21 protein-coding genes are annotated in these 24791 nt (G+C 71.8%); 14 read left to right on the forward strand and 7 right to left on the reverse strand.

The genetic code is table 11. The annotated features are described in order from the left end of the window. Window positions 1-187: 187 nt before the first annotated feature. Window positions 188-1075 carry a diacylglycerol/lipid kinase family protein gene (locus H7965_RS02000; protein WP_186768860.1) on the forward strand — a complete coding sequence of 296 codons (888 nt, stop codon included), beginning with the start codon at window positions 188-190 and terminating at the stop codon, window positions 1073-1075. Window positions 1076-1114: 39 nt separating this feature from the next. On the opposite strand, the gene H7965_RS02005 is transcribed toward H7965_RS02000, so the two are convergent. Continuing rightward, window positions 1115-4414, reverse strand: a complete 3300-nt coding sequence (locus H7965_RS02005; RefSeq protein WP_186768861.1) for an adenylate/guanylate cyclase domain-containing protein — start codon at window positions 4412-4414, stop codon at window positions 1115-1117. A gap of 226 nt (window positions 4415-4640) precedes the next feature. Between H7965_RS02005 and H7965_RS02010 the strand changes: the two genes are divergently transcribed. Genes H7965_RS02010 through H7965_RS02025 form a run of 4 tightly spaced genes read left to right on the forward strand, consistent with a single transcriptional unit; the run spans window position 4641 to window position 8801 of the window. Then, on the forward strand, window positions 4641-6848 hold the full coding sequence (locus tag H7965_RS02010; RefSeq protein ID WP_186768862.1) for a S8 family serine peptidase: 2208 nt from the start codon (window positions 4641-4643) through the stop codon (window positions 6846-6848). Continuing rightward, window positions 6845-7858, forward strand: a complete 1014-nt coding sequence (locus H7965_RS02015; protein WP_186768863.1) for a radical SAM protein — start codon at window positions 6845-6847, stop codon at window positions 7856-7858. Before H7965_RS02010 ends, H7965_RS02015 begins: the two co-directional genes overlap by 4 nt. Continuing rightward, complete coding sequence (locus H7965_RS02020) at window positions 7833-8144, forward strand: hypothetical protein (protein ID WP_186768864.1); 312 nt, start codon at window positions 7833-7835, stop codon at window positions 8142-8144. Before H7965_RS02015 ends, H7965_RS02020 begins: the two co-directional genes overlap by 26 nt. 12 nt (window positions 8145-8156) lie before the next feature. Continuing rightward, window positions 8157-8801 carry a hypothetical protein gene (locus H7965_RS02025; protein WP_186768865.1) on the forward strand — a complete coding sequence of 215 codons (645 nt, stop codon included), beginning with the start codon at window positions 8157-8159 and terminating at the stop codon, window positions 8799-8801. Window positions 8802-9060: 259 nt separating this feature from the next. On the opposite strand, the gene H7965_RS02030 is transcribed toward H7965_RS02025, so the two are convergent. The 4 genes from H7965_RS02030 to H7965_RS02045 all read right to left on the reverse strand — a co-directional run bounded on the left by H7965_RS02030 (window position 9061) and on the right by H7965_RS02045 (window position 13136). After that, entirely contained in the window at window positions 9061-10569 is a 1509-nt protein-coding gene (locus tag H7965_RS02030; protein WP_186768866.1) for a tripartite tricarboxylate transporter permease, read from the reverse strand. 25 nt (window positions 10570-10594) lie between these two features. Next, complete coding sequence (locus tag H7965_RS02035; RefSeq protein ID WP_229682391.1) at window positions 10595-11209, reverse strand: tripartite tricarboxylate transporter TctB family protein; 615 nt, start codon at window positions 11207-11209, stop codon at window positions 10595-10597. Further along, window positions 11206-12180 (reverse strand): Bug family tripartite tricarboxylate transporter substrate binding protein, encoded by a 975-nt coding sequence (locus H7965_RS02040; RefSeq protein ID WP_186768867.1) that lies wholly within the window; start codon window positions 12178-12180, stop codon window positions 11206-11208. Before H7965_RS02040 ends, H7965_RS02035 begins: the two co-directional genes overlap by 4 nt. Window positions 12181-12374: 194 nt before the next feature. Continuing rightward, window positions 12375-13136, reverse strand: coding sequence for a SapC family protein (locus H7965_RS02045; protein WP_186768868.1), 762 nt, complete (start codon window positions 13134-13136; stop codon window positions 12375-12377). A 155-nt stretch (window positions 13137-13291) separates the two neighbouring features. Between H7965_RS02045 and H7965_RS02050 the strand changes: the two genes are divergently transcribed. The 5 genes from H7965_RS02050 to H7965_RS02070 all read left to right on the forward strand — a co-directional run bounded on the left by H7965_RS02050 (window position 13292) and on the right by H7965_RS02070 (window position 17848). Then, window positions 13292-13765: a hypothetical protein gene (locus H7965_RS02050; protein ID WP_186768869.1), complete on the forward strand. Its 474-nt coding sequence runs from the start codon at window positions 13292-13294 to the stop codon at window positions 13763-13765. Window positions 13766-13776: 11 nt separating this feature from the next. Further along, on the forward strand, window positions 13777-14952 hold the full coding sequence (locus H7965_RS02055) for a cupin domain-containing protein (protein WP_186768870.1): 1176 nt from the start codon (window positions 13777-13779) through the stop codon (window positions 14950-14952). A 225-nt stretch (window positions 14953-15177) separates the two neighbouring features. Beyond that, the gene (gene alr, locus H7965_RS02060) at window positions 15178-16248 is read left to right on the forward strand and encodes an alanine racemase (RefSeq protein WP_186768871.1); all 1071 of its coding nucleotides are present in this window, start codon (window positions 15178-15180) and stop codon (window positions 16246-16248) included. Beyond that, window positions 16248-17036 carry an MlaE family ABC transporter permease gene (locus tag H7965_RS02065; protein WP_186768872.1) on the forward strand — a complete coding sequence of 263 codons (789 nt, stop codon included), beginning with the start codon at window positions 16248-16250 and terminating at the stop codon, window positions 17034-17036. The genes alr and H7965_RS02065 overlap by 1 nt, the downstream gene beginning before the upstream one ends. A 35-nt stretch (window positions 17037-17071) precedes the next feature. Then, complete coding sequence (locus tag H7965_RS02070; RefSeq protein WP_186769082.1) at window positions 17072-17848, forward strand: ABC transporter ATP-binding protein; 777 nt, start codon at window positions 17072-17074, stop codon at window positions 17846-17848. 21 nt (window positions 17849-17869) lie between these two features. On the opposite strand, the gene H7965_RS02075 is transcribed toward H7965_RS02070, so the two are convergent. Then, window positions 17870-18856, reverse strand: a complete 987-nt coding sequence (locus H7965_RS02075; RefSeq protein ID WP_186768873.1) for a transglycosylase SLT domain-containing protein — start codon at window positions 18854-18856, stop codon at window positions 17870-17872. A 275-nt stretch (window positions 18857-19131) separates the two neighbouring features. Between H7965_RS02075 and H7965_RS02080 the strand changes: the two genes are divergently transcribed. Further along, window positions 19132-20448, forward strand: coding sequence for an ABC transporter substrate-binding protein (locus H7965_RS02080; protein WP_186768874.1), 1317 nt, complete (start codon window positions 19132-19134; stop codon window positions 20446-20448). A gap of 102 nt (window positions 20449-20550) precedes the next feature. Then, a complete protein-coding gene (locus H7965_RS02085) occupies window positions 20551-21438 on the forward strand; it encodes a TauD/TfdA dioxygenase family protein (RefSeq protein ID WP_186768875.1) in 888 nt (295 codons plus the stop codon). 36 nt (window positions 21439-21474) lie between these two features. Here the strand turns inward: H7965_RS02085 and H7965_RS02090 are convergent, their stop codons facing one another. Further along, window positions 21475-22044 (reverse strand): tyrosine phosphatase family protein, encoded by a 570-nt coding sequence (locus H7965_RS02090; RefSeq protein ID WP_186768876.1) that lies wholly within the window; start codon window positions 22042-22044, stop codon window positions 21475-21477. Window positions 22045-22203: 159 nt separating this feature from the next. Between H7965_RS02090 and radA the strand changes: the two genes are divergently transcribed. Together radA and H7965_RS02100 are read left to right on the forward strand one after the other, a co-directional pair. Continuing rightward, on the forward strand, window positions 22204-23616 hold the full coding sequence (gene radA / locus H7965_RS02095) for a DNA repair protein RadA (protein ID WP_186768877.1): 1413 nt from the start codon (window positions 22204-22206) through the stop codon (window positions 23614-23616). 69 nt (window positions 23617-23685) lie between these two features. After that, window positions 23686-24657: a Bug family tripartite tricarboxylate transporter substrate binding protein gene (locus H7965_RS02100; protein WP_186768878.1), complete on the forward strand. Its 972-nt coding sequence runs from the start codon at window positions 23686-23688 to the stop codon at window positions 24655-24657. Window positions 24658-24791 lie beyond the last annotated feature (134 nt).

Consider the following 24791-nt stretch of genomic DNA (forward strand, 5'->3'; position numbering starts at 1 on the left):
ACCGATTCGCTGACTGTTGCTGGTGCCGCCAGTACCGCAACAAGGCAGGACTGGTGATGAATCTTGCATGACGCGGGCGGAATCCACGGTTGCTTCCGCAAAGTGTCACGCGGCTGCGGCATGACTGTCGCGCCGCTGTCATCCCGGGCCGATACCGCCCGGCGCGACGCGGGCGACGAAGGACCGGATGCTGATCATCTTCAACCCGACCGCCGGGCGCCGCCGCCGCCGCCGGCTGGAGCAGGCGCTGGCCGCGCTGTGCGACCGCGGGCTTGCCGCGGCGGTGGCGGAGACCCGCCATCCCGGCCATGCCACGGCGCTGGCGCGTGACGCCGCCGGCCGGGGCCTGCGGCTGGTGGTGGCGGCGGGCGGCGACGGCACCATCGCCGAAGTCGCCGCCGGCCTGGCCGGAACCGCCGCCGGCCTCGGCGTGCTGCCGCTCGGCACCGCCAATGTGCTGGCCTGGGAGCTTGGCCTGCCCGCCGCCCCGGCCGCCGCGGCGCGGGTGCTGGCGGAGGGCGTGCCGACCCTGTTGCGCCCTGGCCTCGCCCGCTTCGGCGATGGCGGGCAGCGGCTGTTCGTGCAGATGCTGGGTGCGGGCTTCGACGCCGCGGTGGTGGCGCGGCTCGACCTCGGGCTGAAGCGGCGGCTCGGCCGCGGCGCCTATGTGCTGCAGGGCATGCGGGAGCTTGGACGTTACCGCTTCCCGCGCTTCACCGCGGTGCTGGACGGCGTGGCGGAGGAGGTGGCGAGTGCCATCGTCTCCAAAGGCCGGCTCTATGCCGGGCGGCACCTGCTGGCGCCGGCGGCCCGGCCGGGCGAGGCCGGTTTCCAGGTGGCGTTGTTCCGGCGCGGCGGGCCCTGGTCTGCCGGGCTTTACGGCGCCACCCTGCCGCTCGACCTGCTGCCGCGCATGCCCGGCGTGGTGCTGCGCCAGGCCATGGCGGTGCGGCTGGAGCCGCTGCCGGGCGGGGCGGTGGTGCCGGTGCAGGCGGATGGCGACCCGGTCGGCACGCTGCCGGTCGAGGTCACCGATGCGCCGGGGCCGATCCTGGTCCTGCTGCCGCGGCGGTAGGGGTGGCCCACGGGGCATGGCCACCCCGGCGCCACGGGGTCAGCCATTGCAGCCGATCCGGATCGCGGAGGCCCCGGTGGCACGCTCGCCCGGCGGCCGCTGGAGTTCGGCCAGCGCCGCCCGCGCCGCCGCCGCCAGCGGCACCGCCCCCTGCGCCTCCGCCACGGCGACCGCGCCGCGCAGCGCGGCGGCGGCACCCGCCGGGTCCCGCCCGGCCAGGGCAAGGCCGCGCAGCCGCAGCAGGGCGGCCTCGACGAAGCGCACCTGGCTGCGCTCCACCTCCTCCAGCCCCGCCGTGGCATGGCGCTCCGCCGCGGTGGCGTTGCCGCAGCGCAGGCTGGCATCGGCCAGCAGCAGCAGCCCGTAGGATTGCATCAACCCGCCGCCGGTGGCGGCATAGGCCGCCAGACCCTCGCGCAGCCGGCCGATGCCGGCGCCGCCATCGCCGGGCGTTGCCTGGGCCCAGCCGGCCACCATCTCGCCCCAGGCATCCCAGTAGGAGAAGCCGTTGTCGCGGGCCAGCCGCACCACCGCCTCCGCCCGCTGCCGCGCCGCCGCCGGCTCGCCCCGCCACTGGTGCAGCGAGGCGGAGAAGCTCTGCGCAAAGGCACGGCTGTGCGGATGGTCGAGGTCCGTGGCGAGGTCGAGCGACGCCGCATCCTCGGCCAGCGATGCGTCCGGCTGGCCGCGGAACCACAGCACCCAGCCGAGCGCGCAATGCGTCAGCACCCCGGGGTCGGAGCCGTATTCGAAGCGCTGCGGCGCGTCGCGCTCCCGCAGGTACAGTGCCCGCGCCCGGCCGAGGGCGGCCTCGGCCGCGGCGAACTCACCGCTGTAGAGCGTCACCAGCCCGGCCAGGCGATGCGCCTGCAGCAGCATGCCGGGCTCGCCCAGCCGCTCGGCCAGCGCCAGCATCCGGCCGCCGACCGAGCGCGCCACATCCAGCCGGCCACGCACGATGTAGAAGGTCTGCAAGCCGTAGAAGCCGCGAAACGCCATCGGCGTCTCGGCGATGTCGTGGCTTTCGGCCAGCGCCGCGTCGAAGGCCGCCTCCACCTCGGGTGCGCCATTGCCGCGGGTGATCAGGTATTGCGTGCCGAGCGCCATGCGCAGGCGCAGCATGGTCTCGGCCCGCTGCTCCGGCTGGGGGAAGCGGCTGGCCGGCAGCTCCTCCAGCAACTCCACCGCGCGGGCGAAATGCGCCGCCGCCTCGACGCTCGCCGAACGCTCGGCGGCGGCCAGGCCGGCGCGTTCCCAGGCGGCCAGCGCCTCCATCGTCATGCCCGCAAGGGTCAGGTGGTTGGCCAGCACCTCCGGCTGCGCCGCGACATCACCGGCGCTGCCATCCTGCAGCACCGTGGCGATGCGGCGATGGATCTCCCGCCGCCGCGCCAGCAGCAGCGACTCATAGGTCGCGTCCTGGATCAGCGCATGGCGGAAGGCATAGACCGCATCCGCGCCGGTGCCGCTGCGTTGCAGGAAGCGCTCGGCAACCAGCCGGTCGAGCGCCGCATCCAGCGCCGCCGGCTCCACCTCTCCGGCCGCCGCCGCCAGCACCCGGCTGAAGCTGCGGCCGAGCGCGGAGCAGAGCTGGGCGACCGGCCGCGCCGCGCCGAGCCGGTCGAGCCGGGCCATGACCGAGCCCTGCAAGGTGGTCGGGATGGCCAGCGGCCGCGGCCGCGCCGCGGGGTCGTGCAGCGTGGCGGAATCCAGCACCGCCCCCAGCAGTTCCTCGACGAACAGCGGCACGCCCTCGGTGCGTTCCAGGATCTGGCGGCGCACCGCGTCCGGCAGCGGACGGCCGGCGGTCAGCGCGTCGATCATGCTGCCGGTGTCGGCCGGCATCAGCCGCTGCAGGTCGAGCCGCGTCACCGCCGGGTGGCGCATCCAGCTGGCCTCGAATTCCGGCCTGGTGGTCAGCACCGTCAGCATGGTCATGGAGCGCAGCCGGTCGAGCAGCAGCTTGAGCAGGCTGAGGGTCGAATCATCCGCCCAGTGCACATCCTCGAGGATCAGCAGCACCGGGCCCTCCGCGGCCCGCAGCGCCAGGTACTTCATCACCGCGGCGAAGCTGCGCCGGCGGCGAAGCTGCGGCGTGGCCGCCGCCTCGATGCTGCCCTGGCCGGGGAACAACAGCTCGACCAGCCCCTCGATCAGGGCCGCGCGCGGCCCTGGCTCCAGCACGGCGAAGCTTTCGCCAAGCTTGCCGCGCATCACCTCGGCGCCCGCCGCCCGGGGCATGTCGAGCAGCCGCAGCATCGCCTCCACCGCCGGCTGCAGGGCGCTGGTCTGGTGCTCGGGCAGGCATTGCAGGGTGATGCAGCTTTCATCGGCGATGCCGCGGCGCAGCTCCTGCAGCAGGCGTGACTTGCCCACCCCCGCCTCGCCGCGCAGCAGGATGGCACGGCCCTGGCCGCGCCCGGCGCGCGACCAGGCGCGGCGGAGCAGCGCGATCTCCTGCCGGCGGTTCACCATCGGCGTCAGCGCCGGGCTGGCTTCGAGCCGCGTGGTGGCGCCGGTCGAGGCCAGGATCTCGAAGGCCTCGACCGGGCGCGGCAGGCCGCGGAGCTGCTGCAGGCCGAGCGAGCGGCATTCGAAATAGCCGCGCACGGCGCGGCAGGTGTCGGCGCTGACCACCACGGTATCGGGCGCCGCGGCCTGGTGCAGCCGGGCGGCGATGTTGGGGCCCTCGCCGACCACCGCCATGGTCTCCCGCGCCACGCCGACGCCGAGGTCGCCGACCATCACCAGCGCGGTGTGGATGCCGATGCGGATGGCGAGCTTCGGATTGTCTTCCGCCGCCAGCCTTTGATTCACCGCCTGCATCGCCGCGAGGATGCCGAGGCCGGCGCGCACCGCCCGTACCGGGTCGTCCTCATGCGCGGTCGGATAGCCGAAATAGGCCAGGATGCCGTCGCCGACATAGCGCGCGACGCTGCCGCCCACAGCGGTGATCGCCTGCACGCAGGCCTGGCGGTAGAGCAGGATGACCTCGGCCAATTCCTCGGGGTCGAGCCGGCTCGATAGCCCGACGGAATCCACAAGGTCGCAGAACAGCACGCTGACCGGGCGGCGTTCGGCGTGGTGCGGCGTCGGAGCAGGGGCGGGGGTGGGAGCGAGGGTGCCGGACTCGTCACGGCTGCGCGGCCGGCCTGCCGGCGCCGCGGCAAGTGCCCGGCCACAGGCGCCGCAGAAACGGAAGCCCGGCGGCTGGGTCGCGCCGCAATCATCGCAGCGCAGGGCAAGCGCCGCCCCGCAGTGTCCGCAGAACCTGCCGGCGGCGGGGTTGTCCTGGCCGCAGGCGGCGCAGGCAACGCTTCGGTTGGTCGAACCGCCCATGCGCAAAGTCCGGGTCCAGCTGTCGCAGCATCGTGTGAGTGCGGTGCAGTATGCGCGGTATGTTTGCGCACATACAATCCACTTGCTCTTTGCCTTATGGACCCGCAGCCTGGAATGGACTTGCGATGATCCGTCGGTCCTTGGCTGTATTCTGACGTCCCGCCGGCTGGCTCACGAAACCGTGTGTTGTTGGCCGGCGGTTGAAGCCTGGGGGAAGGGGTCCGGAATGGCAAGTCTGGCTTTGCGCTGCGTGGCGGACGACCCGGAACGGCTGGCCTGGCTTGACCGCGACAAATCCGGCCCACGGCTGGCGATGATGGTGGCGCGGGTCGAAGGCAGGGCCAGGGGCGCCGTCGCCCGGGTCTTCGTCCGCAGCCGGCGTTTCCCCTTCGGCGCCGATGGCGCGCCCATCCTGCCCGGACTTGACCCGGGCTTCGTCACCGACGTCGCCACCGGCGAGGTCTTCGCCCACGGCCAGAGGCCCGCGGCCGAGAGCCCCGGCGGCTATCTCTACACCACCCGCGTCCGGCTCACCGAAGCGGCGCCCTCCGGCGCCGATCCCGGGATCATCCCACTGCGCCGACTGCTTGAGGCCGATCACGTGCAATGGGTACGGGAGGCGCAGCGGCTGCGCGCCCAGCTCAACTGGTCGCTGCCGGAGATCGGGGTGCCCCACCTCGGCGCCCAGGATGCGGCGCGCGGCGTCTCCGGTGGCCATGCGGGCGCTGGTGTCATCATCGGTGTCGCCGATTACGGCATCGACTTCGCGCATCCGAACTTCCGCCATGGCCTGGGTGGGCAGGGCGGCACCCGGCTGCTCGCGCTATGGGACCAGAATGGCGAGGTGCCGGGGCGGGACGGCCTGCCGCGCGGGCGGGTCATCGGGCCCGGCGCCATCAACGCGGCGCTGCAGGCGCCGGGCTGCCCCTATGCCGCGCTCGGCTATCATCCGCATGACAATTACTACGCCGGCCGCAGCCCGGAGGAAGGCCGCGCCATCGCCGCGGCGGAAGGCGCGCACGGCACCCATGTGCTCGACATCGCCGCCGGCAACGGCGCCGCCACCGGGCTGCCGGGGGTCGCGCCCGAGGCCGGGCTGGTGTTCGTGCAACTGCCGCGCTTCGACTGGCAGGATCCCGGCGACCTCGCGCAGGGCGCCTGGGTCTACGAGGCGGCCGCCTTCATCTTCGCCCAGGCCGCCGAAGCCCGCATGCCAGCGGTGGTCAACCTCAGCCTGACCACCAACACCGGGACACATGACGGCACCAACCCGGTGGAGGTGGCGCTGACGGCGCTGCTGCGGGCGCCCGGCCGCGCCGTCGTCGTCTGCGCCGGGAACGAGCGCACCAGCCGCACCCACAGCACCGGCATCGCCTCGCCGGGGCGGCCGCAGACGCTGGTCTGGCGCCAGCCGGCGCGGGACGCCATCCCCAACCAGCTGCTGGTCTGCCACGCCGACGCGTCGGCGCTGCGGCTGACGCTGACGCCGCCGGGGGCCGAGGCCGAGACGGTCGAGCTGCTCGCCAGCGCCGAGGCCGATGGCGAATACGAGCTGCGATGGGGGGACACCGCCATTGGCACGGTGGTGACCCGGAACGGCCGGCGCCCGGCGGGCCTCGATGTCGCGCCGGATGCCGAGATGCTGCGCCAGGTGGTGATCACCATGCTGCCGGATCTCGACACCAAGGCCGACGACTGGCGCCTGGCGGTGATGGCGGAGGGCGGCCCGGTGCAGTTCCACGCCTGGATCGAGCGCGACGACCCCGACCAATCCTGGTTCCCGGAGGATGCGGCGCCGAGCCACACTCTCGGCTCGCTCGCCTCGGCCGATGATGTCATCGTGGTCGGCGCCTATGACGCGCTGGCGCCGTTGCACCGGCCCGCCGCCACCTTCAGCTCCGAGGGGCCGACCCGGGATGGGCGGCAGAAGCCCGACCTCATCGCCCCTGGTGTCGGCATCCTCGCGGCCCGCTCCACCGGCGGCGCGGCCCGCCGGCAGCCGGGGCGGATGCCGGGGCTGGCCGCCGGGATCGTCGGCTCCGGCACCAGCCAGGCGGCGCCGCATGTCGCCGGCGCGGTGGCACTGCTGTTCGCGGCGGCGGGCAAGCGGGCCATGGAGCTGCGCGGCACCGACCTGCGCGACCTGCTGCGCGATACCGCGCGGCGCGATGGGCTGACGCCGGGCCGCCCCGGCTGGGACCCGCATTCGGGCTGCGGCCGGCTGGCGGTGCAGGCGGCGCTGATGACGCTGTCCGAGCGGCTGGGCTCGATGAACGGCACGCCGGCCGCGACGAAAGCGGAAGCGGTGACGGAAGAGGTGGCAGCCGGCGTGCTGGATGGGGTGCCGGTCGGGCCGCCGATCGATGCGCCGGCCCCGAGGAAGAGTGGTGCGCCTGGTGGTGCGGTGAGCGGGCCGGAGCCCGGCCAGGCATGACCGCGCCGCCCCGCAACCCGGTGCTGGAACGCCCGCTGAAGGTGACGCTGTCCTTCACCAGCAGCTGCAACCTGCGCTGCCGGCACTGCTATGCCGATTGCACCGCGGCTGCCTCGGCCGCCGAGCTGCCGGCGGCGGAGTGGTGCGGCATCCTCGACCGGCTGGAGGCGGATGGGGTGATCGGCCTCTACATCGAGGGCGGCGAGCCACTGCACCGTGCCGATTTCCTCGATGTGCTGCGGCATGCGGCGGGGCGCTTCCATGTGCAGCTCCGCACCAACGGCACCCTGGTCACCCCGGCGCTGGCGGCGGCGCTGAAGGCGGAGTGCGGGATCGCCACCCTGCTGGTCGACATCATGGGCCCGGATGCGGCGACGCATGACGCGGCGACCGGTGTCGCCGGCAGCTTCGACCTCGCCATCGCCGGTATCCGCGCCGCGCTGGCCGCCGGCATCGACACCCAGATGCTGACCATCATGACCCGCTGGAACGCGGCGCGGCTGCAGGATTGGGTGGCGCTGGCGGCCGGGCTCGGCGTGGCGACGGTCGGTATATTGCGGCCCTACCCGCTCGGCCGGCTGCGGCAGCGCTGGGCGGAGGCGTCGCTGAGCCTGGAGGAGATGCACGCGGCGCTGGAGGCGCTGCGCCTGCCGCCGGGGATGCGGCTGATGCAGTCCTGGCATCCGAACAACGGCAATTGCTGCTGGCAAACCGCGGCGATCGACGCCTTCGGCAATTCCATCGGCTGCGCCTACCTTCGCGAATACGTCAATTTCGGCAATCTGCGGGAGGTCGGTTTCCTCGACACCTGGGCGCATCCGCTGCATCGCCAGCTGCGCTCCGGCGCGGTGACGGAAAGCTGCGGCGATTGCGCCGCGACCCAGGGCTCGCATGGCGGCTGCCGCTCCACCGCATTCGCCTTCCATGGCCGCTGGGACGCGCCCGACCCCTTCGACCGCGCCACCAACCACGGAGTGGATTTGCGTGTCCTGCCCGACCGGCCACTATAGCCAGATGCCCGGCCTGCGGCTGCGGCCGGTCCGGGAACTGGGGGTCTGCGTCGTCTTCGCCCCGGCGGAGGCGCGGCTGTTCCGGCTCAACGCCCAATCCTGGCTGGCGCTGGAGCTGTGCCGCGGCGGGACTACGGCGGCGGCTCTGCGGAAGGCGTGGCGGGAGGTGGTGACCTCGGACGATGCCGAGGAGCGGCTGCGCGTGGCGCTCGATCTGCTGCTGGCGAACCGCTTGCTGCACCACGAGCCGGCGCCGGCCGAGGCGCCGATGACCGCCGCAAGCTGAGGGGGAGAATCGATGGCCGAGGACGAGTTGGAAGGCATCAAGGCGTTGCTGCGCCGTGGCGGCGTGCAGGCAATGCCGGAGGTGGTGGAGATCAGGCCGGAGATCCGCTCCGCCGGCAGCTGGCATCTGGTGGACCCGGAGTTCAAGCCGGCGGAGCCGCCCCGCCAGCCCACCGCGCCGCGGCCCGAAAGTGGCCAGGAGCAACAGCCACAACCGCAACAAACGCCACAGCCGCAGCCGAGCCTGACCAGCGGCTTCTCGCCGGGCATGATGCTGCGGCAGGTCACCTATTTCGTGCCGCCGCAGGAAGCCGCGCGGTTCCAGGATTGGCTCTACCGCAACGAGCCGCATCTGCACGCGTTGGCGCCCGCCGGCGTCACCTACCTTGGTACCTATGGCGTGTTCGGCCGCGGCAGCACCTATGCCAGCTTCTGGCGCTATGATTCCTTCGCCGCGGTGCAGCGCATGGCCACCGCGGTCGGCGACCCGCTGAGCGACTTCGGTGGCGTCCTGCGGGTACTGCAGCAGTATCCGCAGATCAGGGCGGCGGAGGATTACACCGAACAGCTGTACCTGCCGGCGGGGTCGAGCCCGCTGCTGACCCCGGGGGTGACGCGGGACGAACAGCCGGGCGGGGCGCGCGCGCCGCGAGGGTGAGAGAGGGGGGGCAAACCAACGGACCGGCTCCCTGACCGATCCGAACTTGTTGCTGCGCGTCGCCTGGAGTCTGATTGCCGCTGTCGTCAGAAGCCGGTCAGCAGCATGTCGAGCGCGCGGGTGATGTCATCGGCCTGGGCCAGCAGATTGCCGACTGGCCGGCCAAGGATGCGGCGCGGTACGCATCGCCCAGTTCAGCCGCTGCAAGGCAAGCTGTCGATCATCCATTCAGGACGCCTGACAAACTCCGGCACTGCAATCAACCGGGACCTGGAACGGGCCGCCGCATCCACGCCCCATAGATCCTTGGCACCGCCAGCGCCGCCACCGCCAGCAGCAGGATGGCCAGCGACACCGGCCGGGTGACGAAGGTTGTCCAGTCGCCCTGGCTGATGGTCAGCGCCTGGCGCATCGCCTGCTCCGCCATCGGCCCGAGGATCATGCCGATCACGACCGGCGCGGTCGGGAAGTCGAAACGCCGCATGAACATGCCGATGACGCCGATGCCGTACAGCAGCACCAGATCAGTCACGCTGTTGCTGATGCCGTAGGTGCCGATGGTCGCGAAGACGAGGATGCCGGCGTACAACTGGGGCTGCGGGATCTTGAGGATCCGCGCCCAAAGCCCGACCAGCGGCAGGTTCAGCACCACCAGCATCACATTGGCGACGTAGAGGCTGGCGATCAGCGTCCAGACCAGCGCGCCCTGCTGCTCGAACAGCAGCGGCCCGGGGTTGATGCCGTAGCTCTGGAAGGCGCTGAGCATGATCGCCGCCGTCGCGCTGGTCGGCAGGCCAAGGGTCAGCATCGGCACCAGCACCCCGGCCGCCGCGGCGTTGTTCGCCGCCTCCGGCCCGGCCACGCCCTCGATGGCGCCAGTGGTGCCGAACTCCTGCTGCGCCTCAGGCGGGGCCAGCTTCCGTTCGGTGTAGTAGCTCAGCATGGTCGGCATCTCGGTGCCGCCGGCCGGCATGACGCCGAAGGGAAAGCCGAGCAGCGAGCCGCGGAACCACGGCCCGAGGCTGCGCCGCCAATCCGCGCGGGACATCATGATGCGGCCGACCGCGCGCACCTGCCGGCTGCCCTCCACATGCCGCCAGGCAAGGAACAGCGTCTCCCCCACCGCGAACAGGGCGACCGCCACCAGCACCACATTAACCCCGTCCAGCAGCTCCGGCACGCCGAGGGTCATGCGTGGCTGGCCGGTCTGCAGGTCGATGCCGATCAGCCCCAGCAGCAGGCCGAGGAACAGGCTGGTCAGCCCGCGCAGCGCCGAGCCGCCGAGCACCGCCGAGACGGTGACGAAGCACAGCAGCATGAGCGAGAAATATTCCGCCGGCCCCAGCTTCAGCGCCAGCTCGACGACGATGGGCCCGAGGAAGCTGATGCCGAGGGTGCCGATGGTGCCGGCGATGAAGCTGCCGATGGCGGCGGTGGCCAGCGCCGGACCGGCCCGGCCGCTGCGCGCCATCTTGGCACCTTCCAGCGCGGTGATGATCGATCCCGACTCGCCCGGCGTGTTCAGCAGGATGGAGGTGGTGGAGCCGCCGTACATCGCGCCGTAGAAGATGCCGCAGAACAGGATGAAGGCGCCGGTCGCCTCGACCTGGAAGGTGACCGGCAGCAGCAGCGCGATGGTCAGCGCCGGGCCGATCCCCGGCAGCACGCCGACCGCGGTGCCGAGGAAGCAGCCGAGCAGCGCCCAGCCCAGGTTGGTGGCGGTCAGCGCATGGCTGAAGCCAAGCTGCAGGCCGGCGATCGGGTCCATCAGCCTTCCGCTCCCCGCGCCCGTGTCATGGCATCTCCCATCCCACCGCGCGCAGCACCATGGCCTCCAGCACGCCCGCGCCGATGTTCACCCCGAGCAGCTCGACGAAGCCGAACCACACCGCCAGGGTCAGCACCAGCGCCAGCGCCATGTCGCGCACCAGCCGGCGCGAGCCGAAGGCCGCCGCTACCAGCACGAATTGCACGGAAGCGGCAGCGGAGAAGCCATAGGCGCCGATCAGCGCGAGATTGGCCAGCAGCCCTGCCACCAGCAGCGACAGCGCCTTCCAATTGGTCGGCGGCGCGTCCTGCACCTCCTCCAAGGTCCAGGACCAGCCGCCGCGCAGCGCGACATAGGTCAACCCGCCGCCGAGCAGCAGCAGCCCGGCCGCCACCCCATAGGGCACCGCCCGGGGGCCGACCTGGGCGTAGATCGGCGAGACCGGGATCGACCCCGCCTGCCACAGCGCCACGCCGCCGAGCACCAGCACGAACAGCCCGACCCAGAGGTCGGGCAGGATGGAGAAGCGCGTTGGAGGAGTCGCGGCGATCACCTCCGGCTGCTGCGCTTTGCGCGCTGGGCGCGCTGGCTTGTACCGCTGGCCGCGCTGCTTCGACTTACGCTCGACGGGCGTTGTCACGCCAGCCCGATCTCCTTCAGCACCGCCTCGGTCTTGACCTGGTCCTGCGCCAGGAAGGCGGTGAAGGCGTCACCGGTGAGGAAGGCATCCTGCCAATCGCGGGTCTTCAGCATCTCCTGCCAGGCGGGCAGGGCGTGCAGCTCGATCATCAGCGCCACCAGCTTCTCCCGCGCATCGGGGCGGATGCCGGGAGGCGCGAAGACGCCGCGCCAATTGGTCATCACCACATCGACGCCGCTTTCCTTCAGTGTCGGGATGGCGGGGTCGGTACGGGTCTCGCCGGTGGTCGCCAGCGCCCGCATGCGGCCAGCCTTGATCTGCTCGGCGAATTCCGAAAGCCCGGAGATGCCGGCCTTCACTTGCGCGCCGAGGATCGCCGCCTGGGCCGGCCCGCCGCCGGCGAAGGCGACATAGGAGCCCTCCTTCGCCGAGCGGCCGAGCGACTTCAGGATCAGCCCGAGGGTGATGTGGTCGGTCCCGCCGGCGCTGCCGCCGGCCACCGCGACGGCGCCCGGATTGGCCCGCAGCGCATCGAGCAGCCCCTTCAGATCGCGGATGTCGGAGCTGGCCGGCACCACCACCACCCCGGCTTCCTCGGTCAGCCGGGCGATCGGCGTGACATCCTTGATGCCGACCGGGGTGCGGTTGGTCAGCGTCGCGCCCACCATGATGGAACCTGCCACCATCAGCGCATCCGGCCGGCCGCGGCGCTGGCTGACGAAGCGCGGCAGCCCTACCGTGCCGCCGGCGCCGCCGACATTCTCGAATTGGAAATTCGCCACCAGCCCGGCCTGCCGCGCCACCTGCTCGATGGCCCGGCCGAGCCCGTCCCAGCCGCCGCCCGGCCCGGCGGGGATGAACATGTAGAGGCTTCCCAGCCGCGGCTGCGCCGCGGTCTGGGCCCTGGCTTGTGTCAGCCCAGCGGCAAGGAGGCCGGCGGTCCCGGTCAACAGCGCGCGGCGATCAGGCATCCGGATGTCCTCTCCCATACTTAGCGGCCGTTGATCGTGGACCGATCAACGGCCTCCCTCGATCGCTGCACGGTTTGCTCCGCAAACCTTGGCTACGCGCCACCTGGCACGGCGCCCCTTCAGGCGCTCGGCGTGAATGAAACATTCATGCCGCTGGTATTAGGCCGATTTCTACCCCGCCCTTGGGGCAGGCGCTACCGCGCCGCGGCCGGCGTGGCGCCGGCGAGTTCCGGCAGGCCGCCGAGCGAGAGCAGATGGGCGTAGATCACCTCCAGCCAGTTCTTCTCGCGCAGCTCCAGCAGCTGTTCGGCCGGCAGCGCCGCCAGCGCCGGGCGATCCACGGCGTAGAAGCCATCGATGCGGATCGGCTTGCCGAGCCGCTCGAACTCCACCACCGCCGGCTTCAGCAGGCCTATTTCGGCCAGGCGGGTGGTCATGTTGCGGGTGCGCAGCATTGCCTCCTCGACCGATTTGGTGAAGGCGAAGGCGCGCTCCAGCTGCGGCGCCATCTTGCCCTCCGGGGTGAACATCGGCTCGCCGGCCGTCTCGCTCACCTGCGGCGCGGCAGGGTCGAAGCACAGCGCCAGCTCGTCCGAGCCTTCGGCGACCCGCAGCAGGAAGAAGGGGTAGCGCCGCAGATAGGCCGGGACATAGGCGCCGATCCGCCAGGCTCCCCCGGCATCGACGTAGTGGTTGGTCTCCGGCGTCAGCCCGGTGAGCGCCACCGGCATGTGCGGCGCCTGGGCGGCGAAGACGATGGTCAGGCTGCGGGCGGCGACGCCGAATTCCTCGGCGGTCAGCGGCACCGCGCTGGCGGTACGGGCGAAGCCGAGGCCGACGTCACGCAGCCGCAGCTTGCCGTGCCGCTCGGCGCTCACGGCTTCGAGGCTGCGATACAGCGGGGGCAGGATCGGCGCGGTGGTGGCGGTGCCGTTCGCGGCGGCGGGCTCGGACATGCGGGGCCTCCTGATGGATGTGGTTCTGCCCAGGCGGCAACCCTTCCGCAAGGACTCCCGATGATCTTCCACTGAAATGGTGCGGCCTGACATTGCCAGGCTGTTGCGGAAGCGGATGTTTAACTAATCTTGAACGCGATTCCAGGGGATCGGATATGGACGAATCGGATCGGCAGACGCGGCTTGGCCGGCGGCTGCTCGTGCTGCGCGTGGCAACGCTGGGCGCCACCGGCACGGCCGCGGCCTCTGTCACGGCGGAAGCCGCTTCCGGCCTGCCGCAGCCGGGGGCGCCGGGCGGGACGGAGCCGGTCCGCACCGACAACGACCCGCATGATGCCGCAGGCCATGGCCGTGGCTATCGTGGCAACTCCGGCCGGACCGACAACGACCCGTCGGACGGCGTTGGCAGTGGCCGGGGCGGCTATCGGGGCAATACCGGCCGCACCGACAACGACCCGCGCGACGGCGCCGGACAGGGCCGTGGCGGCTATGCCACGCCACAGGCCCGCGGCGTGACCGACAACGACCCCTCGGACGGCCCGGGCCGCGGCCGTGGCCATGCGCCGCGCCGCACCGTGACCGACAACGACCCCTCGGACGGCGCCGGCCGCGGCCGCGGCTGGCGCTGACCGCGCCCGCCATGGCCGATACCCTGGCGGCGACGGCCTGCCGCCTTGCCTTCGGCGAGCTACCGCTGGCCGAGGTGCTGGCGCTGCGCGAGGACACCCTCTGGCGGCATTTCACCGGGGCCGCGCCGGATCGGTTCCGGCCACTGCTCTCGGTGGCCGACCTCGACGCCACCTTGCTCACCGCCGTGGCCCGGGTGCCGCGCATCACCATGGCCGACAGCGCCCGGCCGGGCAGCGCCAGCGTGCCGGACCACGAGTTCAGCCTGCCGAACGGCCAGGTCGATCCGTTGCGGCTGTTCGCCCGCTTCGATGCCGGCGCCACCCTCGTCGCCTCCCAGATGCAGGAGGTGCACGCGCCGCTGGCGGCGTTCTGCCGTGGGCTGGAGATGCTCTTCCTGCACGGGGTGCAGGCCAATGCCTACCTGACCCCGCCCGGCGCCCAGGGCTTCCGCCCCCATTTCGACACGCATGACGTGCTGGTGCTGCAGGTGGAGGGCGAGAAGGCCTGGCGGGTCTGGCCCGGCCAGCCGCGGCCCTACCCCACGCCGCAGACACCCTGGCGGAACGACATGCTGCCGGAGGGCGAGGCCGTGAGCCTCACCCTGCGCCCCGGCGAGGCGCTCTACCTGCCGCGTGGCACCGTGCACGACGCGAAGGGACAGGAGGCCAGGGCGTCGCTGCACCTGACCATCGGCTTCCTCGAACCCTGCTGGGCCGATGCGCTGCGGCTGCTGCTCGACCGGCGGGAGGCCGAGGATGCCGCGCTCCGCGCCCCTTTCCCGAGCTGGCGGCTGGCCGAGCCGGCGGCCATGCCGGCGCTGCTGGCCGGCTTGGCGGCGCGGGTTCAGGCGTTGGCCGATCCCGCAGCGCTGGACAGCATCGCCCTCGGCCTGCTGGACGGGCTGGCCGAGGCGCGGATGCCGCTGCCCGGCCGCGGCCTGCTGACCCCGCTGCCGGAGGAGGGGGAGGTGTTGCGGCTGTCCGATGCCATGCTGCACCACGTCGCCGCACTGCCGGACGGCACCGCCTCGCTTCGCTGGGGCGGCGGCAGCCTGGCCCTCGGCGCGCGGGAGCTGGGGTGGATGGCGGCGCTGGAGACAGGGGCGAGCGCCGCCTCGCTCGGCGAGGGCGGGCTGGCATTCTGTCGCCGGCTGGCGGCGGCCGGGCTGCTGGTGCGCGAGGGCTGAGCTGGCGAAGCGCGCCACCGATGCCATCGGACCGAAGCCCGAGGCGTCTACTCACGCCGCGGTGTAGGTCGGACGCTTGGTTCCCAGCGGGGAGCCTGGTCGCTGGCTTCGCCACCTTGATCCATAAATGGGCTTTTCTGCCGCCATTATCCACTTGGCGCAGTCAAGCCTTGCGCCGGGCGGCGGTCCAGGTCATGCGGAGCCCATGCAACGGCAGGGTGCTCCATGCAGGCGGTGCTGACCGTCGATCTAGGCGCCATTGCGGCGAATTGGGTGATGCTGCGCGACCGTGCCTCCCCAGGGGCCGTGGCCGGGGTGGTGAAGGCAGATGGCTATGGTCTCGGCGCCGGCCCGGTCGGCCGTGCCCTGCTGGCCGCCGGCTGCCGGCACTTCTTCGTGGCGCAGCTCGCCGAGGGAATGGCGTTGCGCGCCGCCCTGGGCCCCGGCCCGATGATCGCCGTGCTGGGCGGCTTCGCCCCCGGCGCCGATGAGGATGCTGCGCTGGTCCCGGTGCTGAACAGCCTGGCGGATGTCGCGGCGCATGCCACGGCGGGCGGCGATGGCCCCGCCATCCTCCACCTCGATACCGGCATGGCCCGGCTCGGCCTCGATGCCACGGAGCAGGAGCGGCTGGCGTCGGAGCCGGGGCTGCTCGACCGGCTCGACCTGCGCTTCGTGATGACTCATCTGGCCTGCGCCGATGAACCCGACCACCCGCTGAACGCTGCCCAGGCCATGCGCTTCTCCGCCGCCCGGGCGCGGCTGCCGGGCCACGGACCGAAGGTGCGGGCCAGCCTTGCCAATTCCTCCGGCCTGTTCCTGGGCCCGGCCTTCGCCAGCGACCTGGCGCGGCCGGGCTGCGCGCTCTATGGCATCAACCCGACGCCGGGGCGGCCGAACCCGATGCGGCAGGTTGCCACGCTGCACGCGCCGATCCTGCAGATCCGGGAGATCCCGCCCGGTACCACGGTGGGCTACGGCGCATCCTGGACCGCCGGCAGGGCTAGCCGGATTGCCACGGTTGCCGCAGGGTATGCGGATGGCTACCTTCGCGCCCTCTCGGGGCGGGGCACCGGCATCCTTGCCGGGCGGCCGGTCGCGCTGGTCGGACGGGTGTCCATGGATCTCCTCACCTTCGATGTCACCGACGTGCCCGGCGCCATGCCCGGCGACCCGATCCAGCTGATCGGGCCCGGCAACACGCCGGATGAGGTGGCGGCGCGGGCCGGGACCATCGGCTATGAGATCCTGACCTCGCTCGGCGCCCGCTACCGCCGCGATTACGTCGGCGCCTGATGGCCGCCATCCTGCTCGACCCCCTCGCGACCATCGGCCGCGCCACGCTCGGCGCCTGCCGGGTGACGGGCAGCGTTGCGCTCTTCGCGTTGGAGGCGGTCAGCCATCTGATCCGGCCGCCCTTCTACCTGCGGCTGTTCTGGCGCGCCTTCATCGAGATCGCCTGGTTCTCGCTGCCGGTGGTGGCGCTGACCGCGGTGTTCACCGGCATGGTGCTGGCGCTGCAGAGCTACACCGGCTTCGCCCGCTTCAATGCGCAATCGACGATCGCCAGCGTGGTGGTGATCTCCCTGGTGCGGGAGCTTGGGCCGGTGCTGGCGTCGCTGATGGTGGCCGGGCGCATCGGCGCCAGCTTCGCCGCCGAGATCGGCACCATGCGCGTCACCGACCAGATCGACGCGCTGACGACGCTCTCGACCAACCCGATGAAGTACCTGGTGGCGCCGCGGCTGCTGGCCGCCGTCATCGCCATGCCGCTGCTGGTGCTGGTGGCGGATATCCTGGGCGTGATGGGCGGCTGGCTGATCGGCACCCTCAAGCTCGGCTTCGTCTCCGCCGCCTACCTGAAGTCGACCTTCGACTACCTGCAATTCGACGATGTCTTCTCCGGCCTGGTGAAGGCCGCGGTCTTCGGCTTCGTCATCGCGCTGATGGGCACCTGGTGCGGCTACAACAGCCGGGGCGGGGCGCAGGGCGTGGGCGGGGCGACGACCTCTGCGGTGGTCGCTTCCTCCATCCTGATCCTGGCGCTGGACTACGTGCTGACCGAGATCTTCTTCGCGCGATGAGGGACACCAGCGCAGAACAGGGGCTTGGTGCGGCGATGGCCGCGGGGGTGCCGAAGATCCGCGTGCGCGGCCTGCGCAAGGCCTTCGGGCCGAAGCAGGTGCTGGACGGCGTCGACCTCGACGTCGCGGCGGGGCATTCGATGGTGGTGCTCGGCGGCTCCGGCTCCGGCAAGTCGGTGACGATCAAATGCATCATCGGGCTGATCGATCCGGATGAGGGCAGCATCGAGATCGACGGCGTCGACGTGCTGCGCATGAGCCGGCGCGACCGCGAGGCGATGGGCGACCGCATCGGCATGCTGTTCCAGAACGGCGCGCTGTTCGACAGCCTGCCGGTCTGGGAGAATGTCTGCTTCAAGCTGCTGGCGCAGAACCGCATCAGTCGCGACAAGGCGCGGGACAAGGCGGCCGAGGTGCTGGCGCAGGTCGGGCTCGCGGCCAGCGTCGGCGATCTTTCGCCGGCCGAGCTTTCGGGCGGCATGCAGAAGCGGGTGGCGCTGGCCCGCGCCATCGCCGCGCAGCCCGACATCATCTTCTTCGACGAGCCGACCACCGGGCTAGACCCGATCATGGGCGCGGTGATCGACGGGCTGATCGTCGATTGCGTGAAGCGCCTGGGCGCGACGGCGATCTCCATCACCCATGACATGGCGAGCGCCCGGCGCATCGGTGACACCGCGGCGATGATCCACAAGGGCCGCATCGTCTGGACCGGGCCGGCGCAGAGCCTCGGCCACGCCGGCAACGCGATGGTGGACCAGTTCGCCAACGGGCAGCGCGAAGGACCCATCCAGATGGAGCTGCGGCGATAGGGCACGCTGGCCCGCGCGGCATCATTGCGCCGACGCCACCTCCAGCACCGCCGGCACACCCAGCGCCGCGAGGAGCGGCGCATGCTGCTCCTGCTGCCCGGCGATGCTGCGCCCGACCCAGCGATGCACCACCGCCAGGCTGAGCGGCCGCCCGGTCTCGCGCGCGACGAAGATCTCCCGGTTCCGGGCGAGGCCCTCGCGCGATACGACCTCGGAGGCTTTGCGGCCGGGCTGCTTTTGCATCGCCTCAAGGAAGCTTCGCGCACCGCTCGGCCCGAGGAGATGGACGAGGTAGAGGTCGGATGAGGTGGCTCGCCGGCCGAGTGCCCGCTCCAGCCCGGTACGCGCCTGGCTGACCCGCTCTGCCGCCAGCACGGCGGCGAAGCGTGGCTCGTTGCGCAGTTCCAGGATCCGCCGCCGGTGTCGTGGATTGCGCGTGGAGATGGCGCCGCTCTCCCGGTCGGTCGACAGTTGCGCCGCGCGCCGCGCCAGCCCGTGCCTTGGGCCGAAGTCCCGCACCACCTCCAGCCAGGTGGCCTCGGTGAACTGCATCAGGCCGCGCGCCGAGGAGCGCGGGTTGCGCGCCCGCACGTCGAACCGGCTCTCCTGCCAGGCGAGGGCGACCAGCAGCACCGGATCGACGCCGGTCGCGCGGGCCGCGCGGCCGAGCGCCGGCACCAGGTGCCGGGTGGGATCGCTCGCGGTGGCGGGCTTGCCGCGCGACGGCGCGGCGGCCGGCTTGCGGGTGCGGGCGGGCTTGCCATGCCGCGCCGGGCGGGGCGGCCGTGCCGTGGCGGCGGTTGCCCTGGCCGGCGGCGCGGCGGCGGCCGGCCGGCGTGACTGGCTGGCGTCGGGCCGCGGCCTGGTGCCGGCCGGCGCCTCCAGCGGCAGGGCGAACAACGCCACCGCCGCGGCAAGCAGCGGCAGCAGGCGGAAGCGGCCAACGGGCCGCGCGTAGGAAGCCTTGCCACGCCACGGGGAGGCGGCGCGACCGAGATACGCTCGCATGGGGGCCGATCTCCCTTGGGGGGTGGGGAGAGCAGGAATGCGAGGCGATACGCCGCCGGGGGTAGGCCGGTTCCGCCGCGGCCAGGGCGGATGCGCCGCACGGCGGTGCAAAGGACGTCCTGGCGCTGCCGCGGCGTCGCTTTGCCCGGCCATCACCAAATCGGGAAGGCTGGCTGAATCCTTCGCCGCCGGGCCACGGCGTGTCGCATCCTCCCGACTGCCGGGCGCGCTCCCGGGCGTGGCCCTGGCCAAGGCCATGTCTGGGAGGAACAAACATGCAACATATCACGCGACGCGCCACGCTTGCATTGGGTGCCGCCAGCCTCGCCACCGGCGCGCAGGCCCAGGGTGTGCCCCGCGCCGAAATCCCGCCGCCGGCCCAGCCGATCGAGCAGGGCGCCGCGCTGCGGGTCATCCGCCCTGCCCGCTTCATCGATGCCGACGAGACCATCTTCCGCGAGAATGCCGCGCGCTTCTCGGAACGCTACAACGTCCCGGTCCGCGTCGACTTCGTTGGCTGGGAGGACATCCGCCCGCAAACCGCCGTCATCGCCAATACCGGCAGCGGCCCGGACGTGGTCATCGGCTGGGCCGACGACCCGCATGTCTATGTCGACAAGCTGCACGACCTGAGCGAACTCGCCGACTATCTCGGCCGGCGCTACGGCGGCTGGTCCTTCCTCGCGCGCAAATATGGCATGCAGCACAACAGCACGAAGTGGATCGGCATTCCCTTCGGCGGCGGCACGGGGCCGATCTGCTACCGTGCCTCCGCTCTGCGCGAGGCCGGCTTCGACAAGCTGCCGGAGGACCATGCCGGCTTCCTTCGCCTCTGCCAGGCGCTGAAGCGCATCAACAAGCCGGCCGGCTTCGCCCTCGGCAATGCCGTCGGCGACGGCAACGGCTTCGCCAACTGGCTGCTCTGGTCACATGGCGCGTCGCTGACCGACGAGGAAGGGACGATCAGCATCAACAGCCGTGAGACCCTCGCCGCGCTGAACTACCTGCGGGAACTGTATCCGACCTTCGCCCCAGGCACCCTTTCCTGGCTCGATCCCTCGAACAACCGCGCCTATGCCTCGCAGGAGGTGCACCTCACCGCGAACGGCGTCTCACTCTATTACGCGTTGAAGAACGATCCCCGCACCAAGCCGATCGCCGACGACACCGAGCACGCGCCGCTGCCGCGCGGCGTCTCCGCCGGCCCGCCGCAATCGGCAACGGTGCTGAACGCCATGGTCTTCCGCCATGTGCGCTATCCCAACGCGGCGAAGGAGTTCATCCGCTTCATGATGGAGGCGGAGCAGTACGATCCCTGGCTGACCGGCAGCCTCGGCTACTGGTCGCAGCCGCTCGAAGCCTACCGGCAGAGCGCGGTCTGGACCTCCGATCCCAAGCTGACGTTGTTCCGCGAGGCGATGAACCACCAGTACTGGAGCGGCTACAAGGGCCCGATCACCCAGGCGTCGGGCGCCGTCGCCGCGGATTACGTGCTGGTGCAGATGTGCTCTTCCGTCGCCTCCGGCCAGGCGACGCCGGAAGCGGCGGCGCGGGAGGCCGAGCGGCGGGCGCGGCGCTACTACCGGGCGTGAGCCGAGGCAAGGCGGAGAGCAGTGCTCTCCGCCTTGACCTGCCGGCACCGGGGGGCGCTACATTTGCGCCATAACGCCGCATCGGACGGCGGGAGGAATGCGATGCCCTTGCAGCTCACCCCACTCCATCCGCTGTTCGCCGCCGAGGTCCGCGGCCTGGACCTGCGGACCACCCCCGATCCCGCGCTCTGCGACGAGATCCATCGCGCGATGGACCGCTACGCGGTGCTGGTCTTCCCCGACCAGCAGATCGACGACGACCAGCAGATGGCCTTCGGCCAGGCGCTCGGCCCGCTGGAGCAGACCCGTGGCGTGGTCGATGCGCACAAGCAGCGCCTCAAGCACCAGCAGATGGCGGACATCTCCAACATCGACCTGGACGGCAAGCTGCTGGGGGCCGATGACCGGCGGCGGATGTTCAACCTCGGCAACCAGCTCTGGCATTCCGACAGCAGCTTCAAGGCGACGCCGGCGAAATACTCCATGCTGCATGCCCGGCTGATCCCGCCCGAGGGCGGCGAGACCGAATTCGCCGACATGCGCGCCGCCTGGGATGCGCTGCCGGAGAAGACCAAGGCGAAGATCCGCGACATGGTGACGGAGCACAGCCTGATCTTCTCCCGCGGCAAGCTCGGCTTCACCGACTATACGGAGCAGGAGCGGAAGGATTTCGCCCCGGTGCAGCAGCGGCTGGTGCGCTGGCACCCGGGCTCGCAGCGGCATTCGATCTACCTGTCCTCGCACATCGGCCGCATCCTCGGCTGGCCGACACCGGAAGCCATGGCGCTGATCCGCCAGCTGGAGGAGTTCGCGACGCAGCGGCCCTTCGTCTACAGCCACCGCTGGCGGCAATGGGACATCGTGATGTGGGACAACCGCGCCACCATGCACCGCGCCCGGCCCTATGAGGACCAAACCTTCGCCCGCGACATGCGGCGGGTGACGCTGACCGATGTGGCGCCGACCCTGGAACAGCAGATGGCAGCCTGAGGGCGGCGGGCCCGCCGGCGGGCCGCCAGCGCCTCCTCATCCCTCCGCCGCATCCACCTCCCGTCCGCGGCCGTCGCGGCGGAACACCTCCGCCAGATGTGGCCGCAACCGGAGCTGGTGCCGGTAGAGCAGCGGCGCCGCAGCCACCAACGTGCCGCCACGCCCGAGCATGGCATCGCCCAGCTCCAGGATGCGCAGGTTGGGCCAGGCCTTCTCGCGGATCGCCAGGATGCCCCGCAGGATCGCCTCCGCCGGCAGCGCCGGCTGGGCCTGTGCCAGGATCAGCGTCATCGCCGCGGTGGAACGGGAGATGCCGGCGTGGCAATGCACCAGCAACCGCGCCGCCGCCTCCGCCTGAAGGCCGCGGCCGAAGCCGAGGATGGCGGCGACATCCTCCGGCTGGGGCGCCACCACCCCGGGCCGCTCCTCGATCACGTCGTGGAAGCGCAGCTCCAGTTTGGCGTGCTCGCCGAAGCTGCCGAAGGCTTCGGGCACCGGCCATTCGGGGTCCAGGATGGACAGCACATGGCTGACCCCGGTCTCGCAATGGCCGGCAATCTCCTCGATGCCGCAGACGCTGATGTCGAAGGGGGCGATGCCGTTCATGGCCACAGCCTGCGCCGGCTGGCACCCATGGTCCAGACTCCGTGGATGACCTGCGGCGGTAGCGGCGCTATATCAACGTTCACTTTTCGTACCCGAGCTGCAAACGCTGCCTGGGTTTTCCTGAAGCGCAAGCCCCCAGAGGTTTGCTTGGGAGGTCCCTTGGCCAAGGAACGCAACCGCTTCGTCTGCCAGTCCTGCGGCGCCGTTCATCCGAAATGGCAGGGCCGCTGCGACGCCTGCGGCGAATGGAACACCCTGCAGGAGGAAGCCGCGCCCGCGGCCCGCGGCCCCGGCCCGGCGGCGCGCACCGGCGGCGGCAGGCGGGTGGAATTCGTCGGGCTGATGGGCGAGACGGCGCCGCCCGCCCGCATTCCAACCGGCTTGGAGGAACTGGACCGGGTGCTCGGCGGCGGCATCGTCCCGGCCTCCGCCGTGCTGGTGGGCGGCGACCCTGGCATCGGCAAATCCACCATCCTGCTGCAGGCCGCCGCCCGCATCGCCGCATCCGGCCAGCGCGTGCTCTACATCAGCGGCGAGGAGGCGGTGGATCAGGTGCGGCTGCGCGCCCGGCGGCTCGGGCTGGAGCAGGCGCCGCTGGCGCTGGCCGCCGCCACCGCGCTGCGCGACATCTCCGCCAGCCTGGAACAGGAGCCGGAGGCCGCGCTGGTGGTCATCGATTCCATTCAGACCCTCTGGCTGGACGCGCTGGACAGCGCACCGGGCACCGTCGCCCAGGTCCGCACCTGCGCCGCGGAGCTGATCCGCCAGGCCAAGTCGCGCGGCTTCGCCCTGGTGCTGATCGGCCATGTGACCAAGGAAGGCACCCTGGCCGGGCCGCGGGTGCTGGAGCACATGGTCGACGCCACGCTCTATTTCGAAGGCGACCGCGGCCACCAGTTCCGCATTTTGCGCGCGGTGAAGAACCGCTTCGGCGCCACCGACGAGATCGGCGTCTTCGAGATGACCGAACGCGGGCTGGTCGAGGTCCCCAACCCCTCCGCCCTCTTCCTGGCGGAGCGCCGCGGCAATGTCTCCGGCAGCGCGGTCTTCGCCGGCATTGAAGGGACGCGGCCGGTGCTGGTCGAGGTCCAGGCGCTGCTCGCCCCCTCGGCCGGCGGCAGTCCGCGGCGGCAGGTGGTGGGCTGGGACAGCGGCAGGTTGGCAATGCTGATGGCGGTGCTGGAAGCCCGCTGCGGCATGACGCTTGGGATGAACGACGTCTATCTCAACATCGCCGGCGGGTTGCGCATCGCCGAGCCGGCAGCCGATTTGGCCGTCGCCGCCGCGCTGGTCTCCGCCGCGACCGATCGACCGACCGATCCCGGCACCGTCTATTTCGGCGAGATCGGCCTCTCCGGCGAGATCCGGCAGGTGGCGCAGGCCGAGGCACGGCTGCGGGAGGCGCAGAAGCTCGGCTTTGGCGCCGCCGTTTTGCCCCGCCGCGCCGCCCGTGGCGGCCGCCCGCCAGCGGCGCTGGACGGGCTGAAGCTCACCGAGATTGGCCACATCGCCGATCTGGTGGCGCCCTTCGCCGCCAAGCCGGGGCGGAAAGACGCGTTGAAATCCACTTGAGCCGTATCGTTGGCCGAGGCAATGGTGCGGCCATCGCCCGGATGACGGGCCGGACAGGAGGAGAGTCCATTGCCCAGCCGCCGCGCATTGCTCGCGCTTGCCACCCTGCTGCCCGCCACGGCCCGCGCCGCCAGCTTCCCCGACCGGCCGGTGCGGCTCATCGTTCCCTTCGCGCCCGGCGGCAATGCCGATACCGTGGGCCGGGTGCTCGCGCCGCGCCTCGCGGATGTGCTCGGCCAGCCGGTGGTGGTGGAGAACCGCGCCGGTGCCGGCGGCAACGTCGCCGCCACCGCCTTCGCCCGCGCCCGGCCGGATGGCTATTCGATCTTTCTTGGCTCGAACGGGCCGCTGACGGTGAACCCGACCATCCAAGCCAACCTCGGCTATGAGCCGAGCCGGGATTTCGCCCCGCTCGGGCTGGCGGTGCGCACCCCCAATGTGCTGGCGGTGCATAAGAGCGTGCCGGCGCGGACCCTGCAGGAGCTGATCGCCCTGGGGAAAGCGGCGCCAGGCAGCATCTCGGTCGGCTCCTCGGGCACCGGCAGCACCTCGCATCTGGCGATCGAGAGCTTCAACGCAATGACCGGCGCGGCGCTGCAGCACGTACCCTATGGCAGCGGCGGGGCGATGTCGCCCGACCTCATCGCTGGCAACGTCCAGTGCGGGGTGACCGAGATCTCCACCGCCCTGCCGCTGCACCGTGACGGCGCGGTGCGGATCCTTGGCGTCGGCTCGGCCCGCCGGCTGGCGGTGGCACCGGATGTGCCGACCATGGAGGAGCAGGGCCTTACCGGCTACCGCGCCGCCGCCTTCCTTGGGCTGGTGGTGCCGGCCGGGACGCCGGCGGAGGTCATGGCGCCGCTCGCCGCCGCCCTGGCCGCGGCGGTGGCCGACCCGCCGTCGCGCAAGCGTTTCGAAGATATGGGCAGCGAGATGGCCAGCCCGGAGGAGGCGACGCCGGCCGGCTTCGCCGCCTTCCTGGTGCGGGAGACCGCCTGGACTCGCGAAGTGGCGGGACGCGCCGGCCTGCGGCCGAGCTGAGGCTTCTCCATAAAACTGCTGCGCAGTTTTGCGGGGGGGACCCGATGGTCCCTCCCAATCGGCGCTTCGGCACGGCCTTCAGTGGCAAAGCCGCGGAAGGCACACTGGGACTTGACGGGACGGTCTGCCGGCCG

Source organism: Siccirubricoccus deserti, assembly GCF_014283215.1.
Taxonomy (GTDB): domain Bacteria; phylum Pseudomonadota; class Alphaproteobacteria; order Acetobacterales; family Acetobacteraceae; genus Siccirubricoccus; species Siccirubricoccus deserti.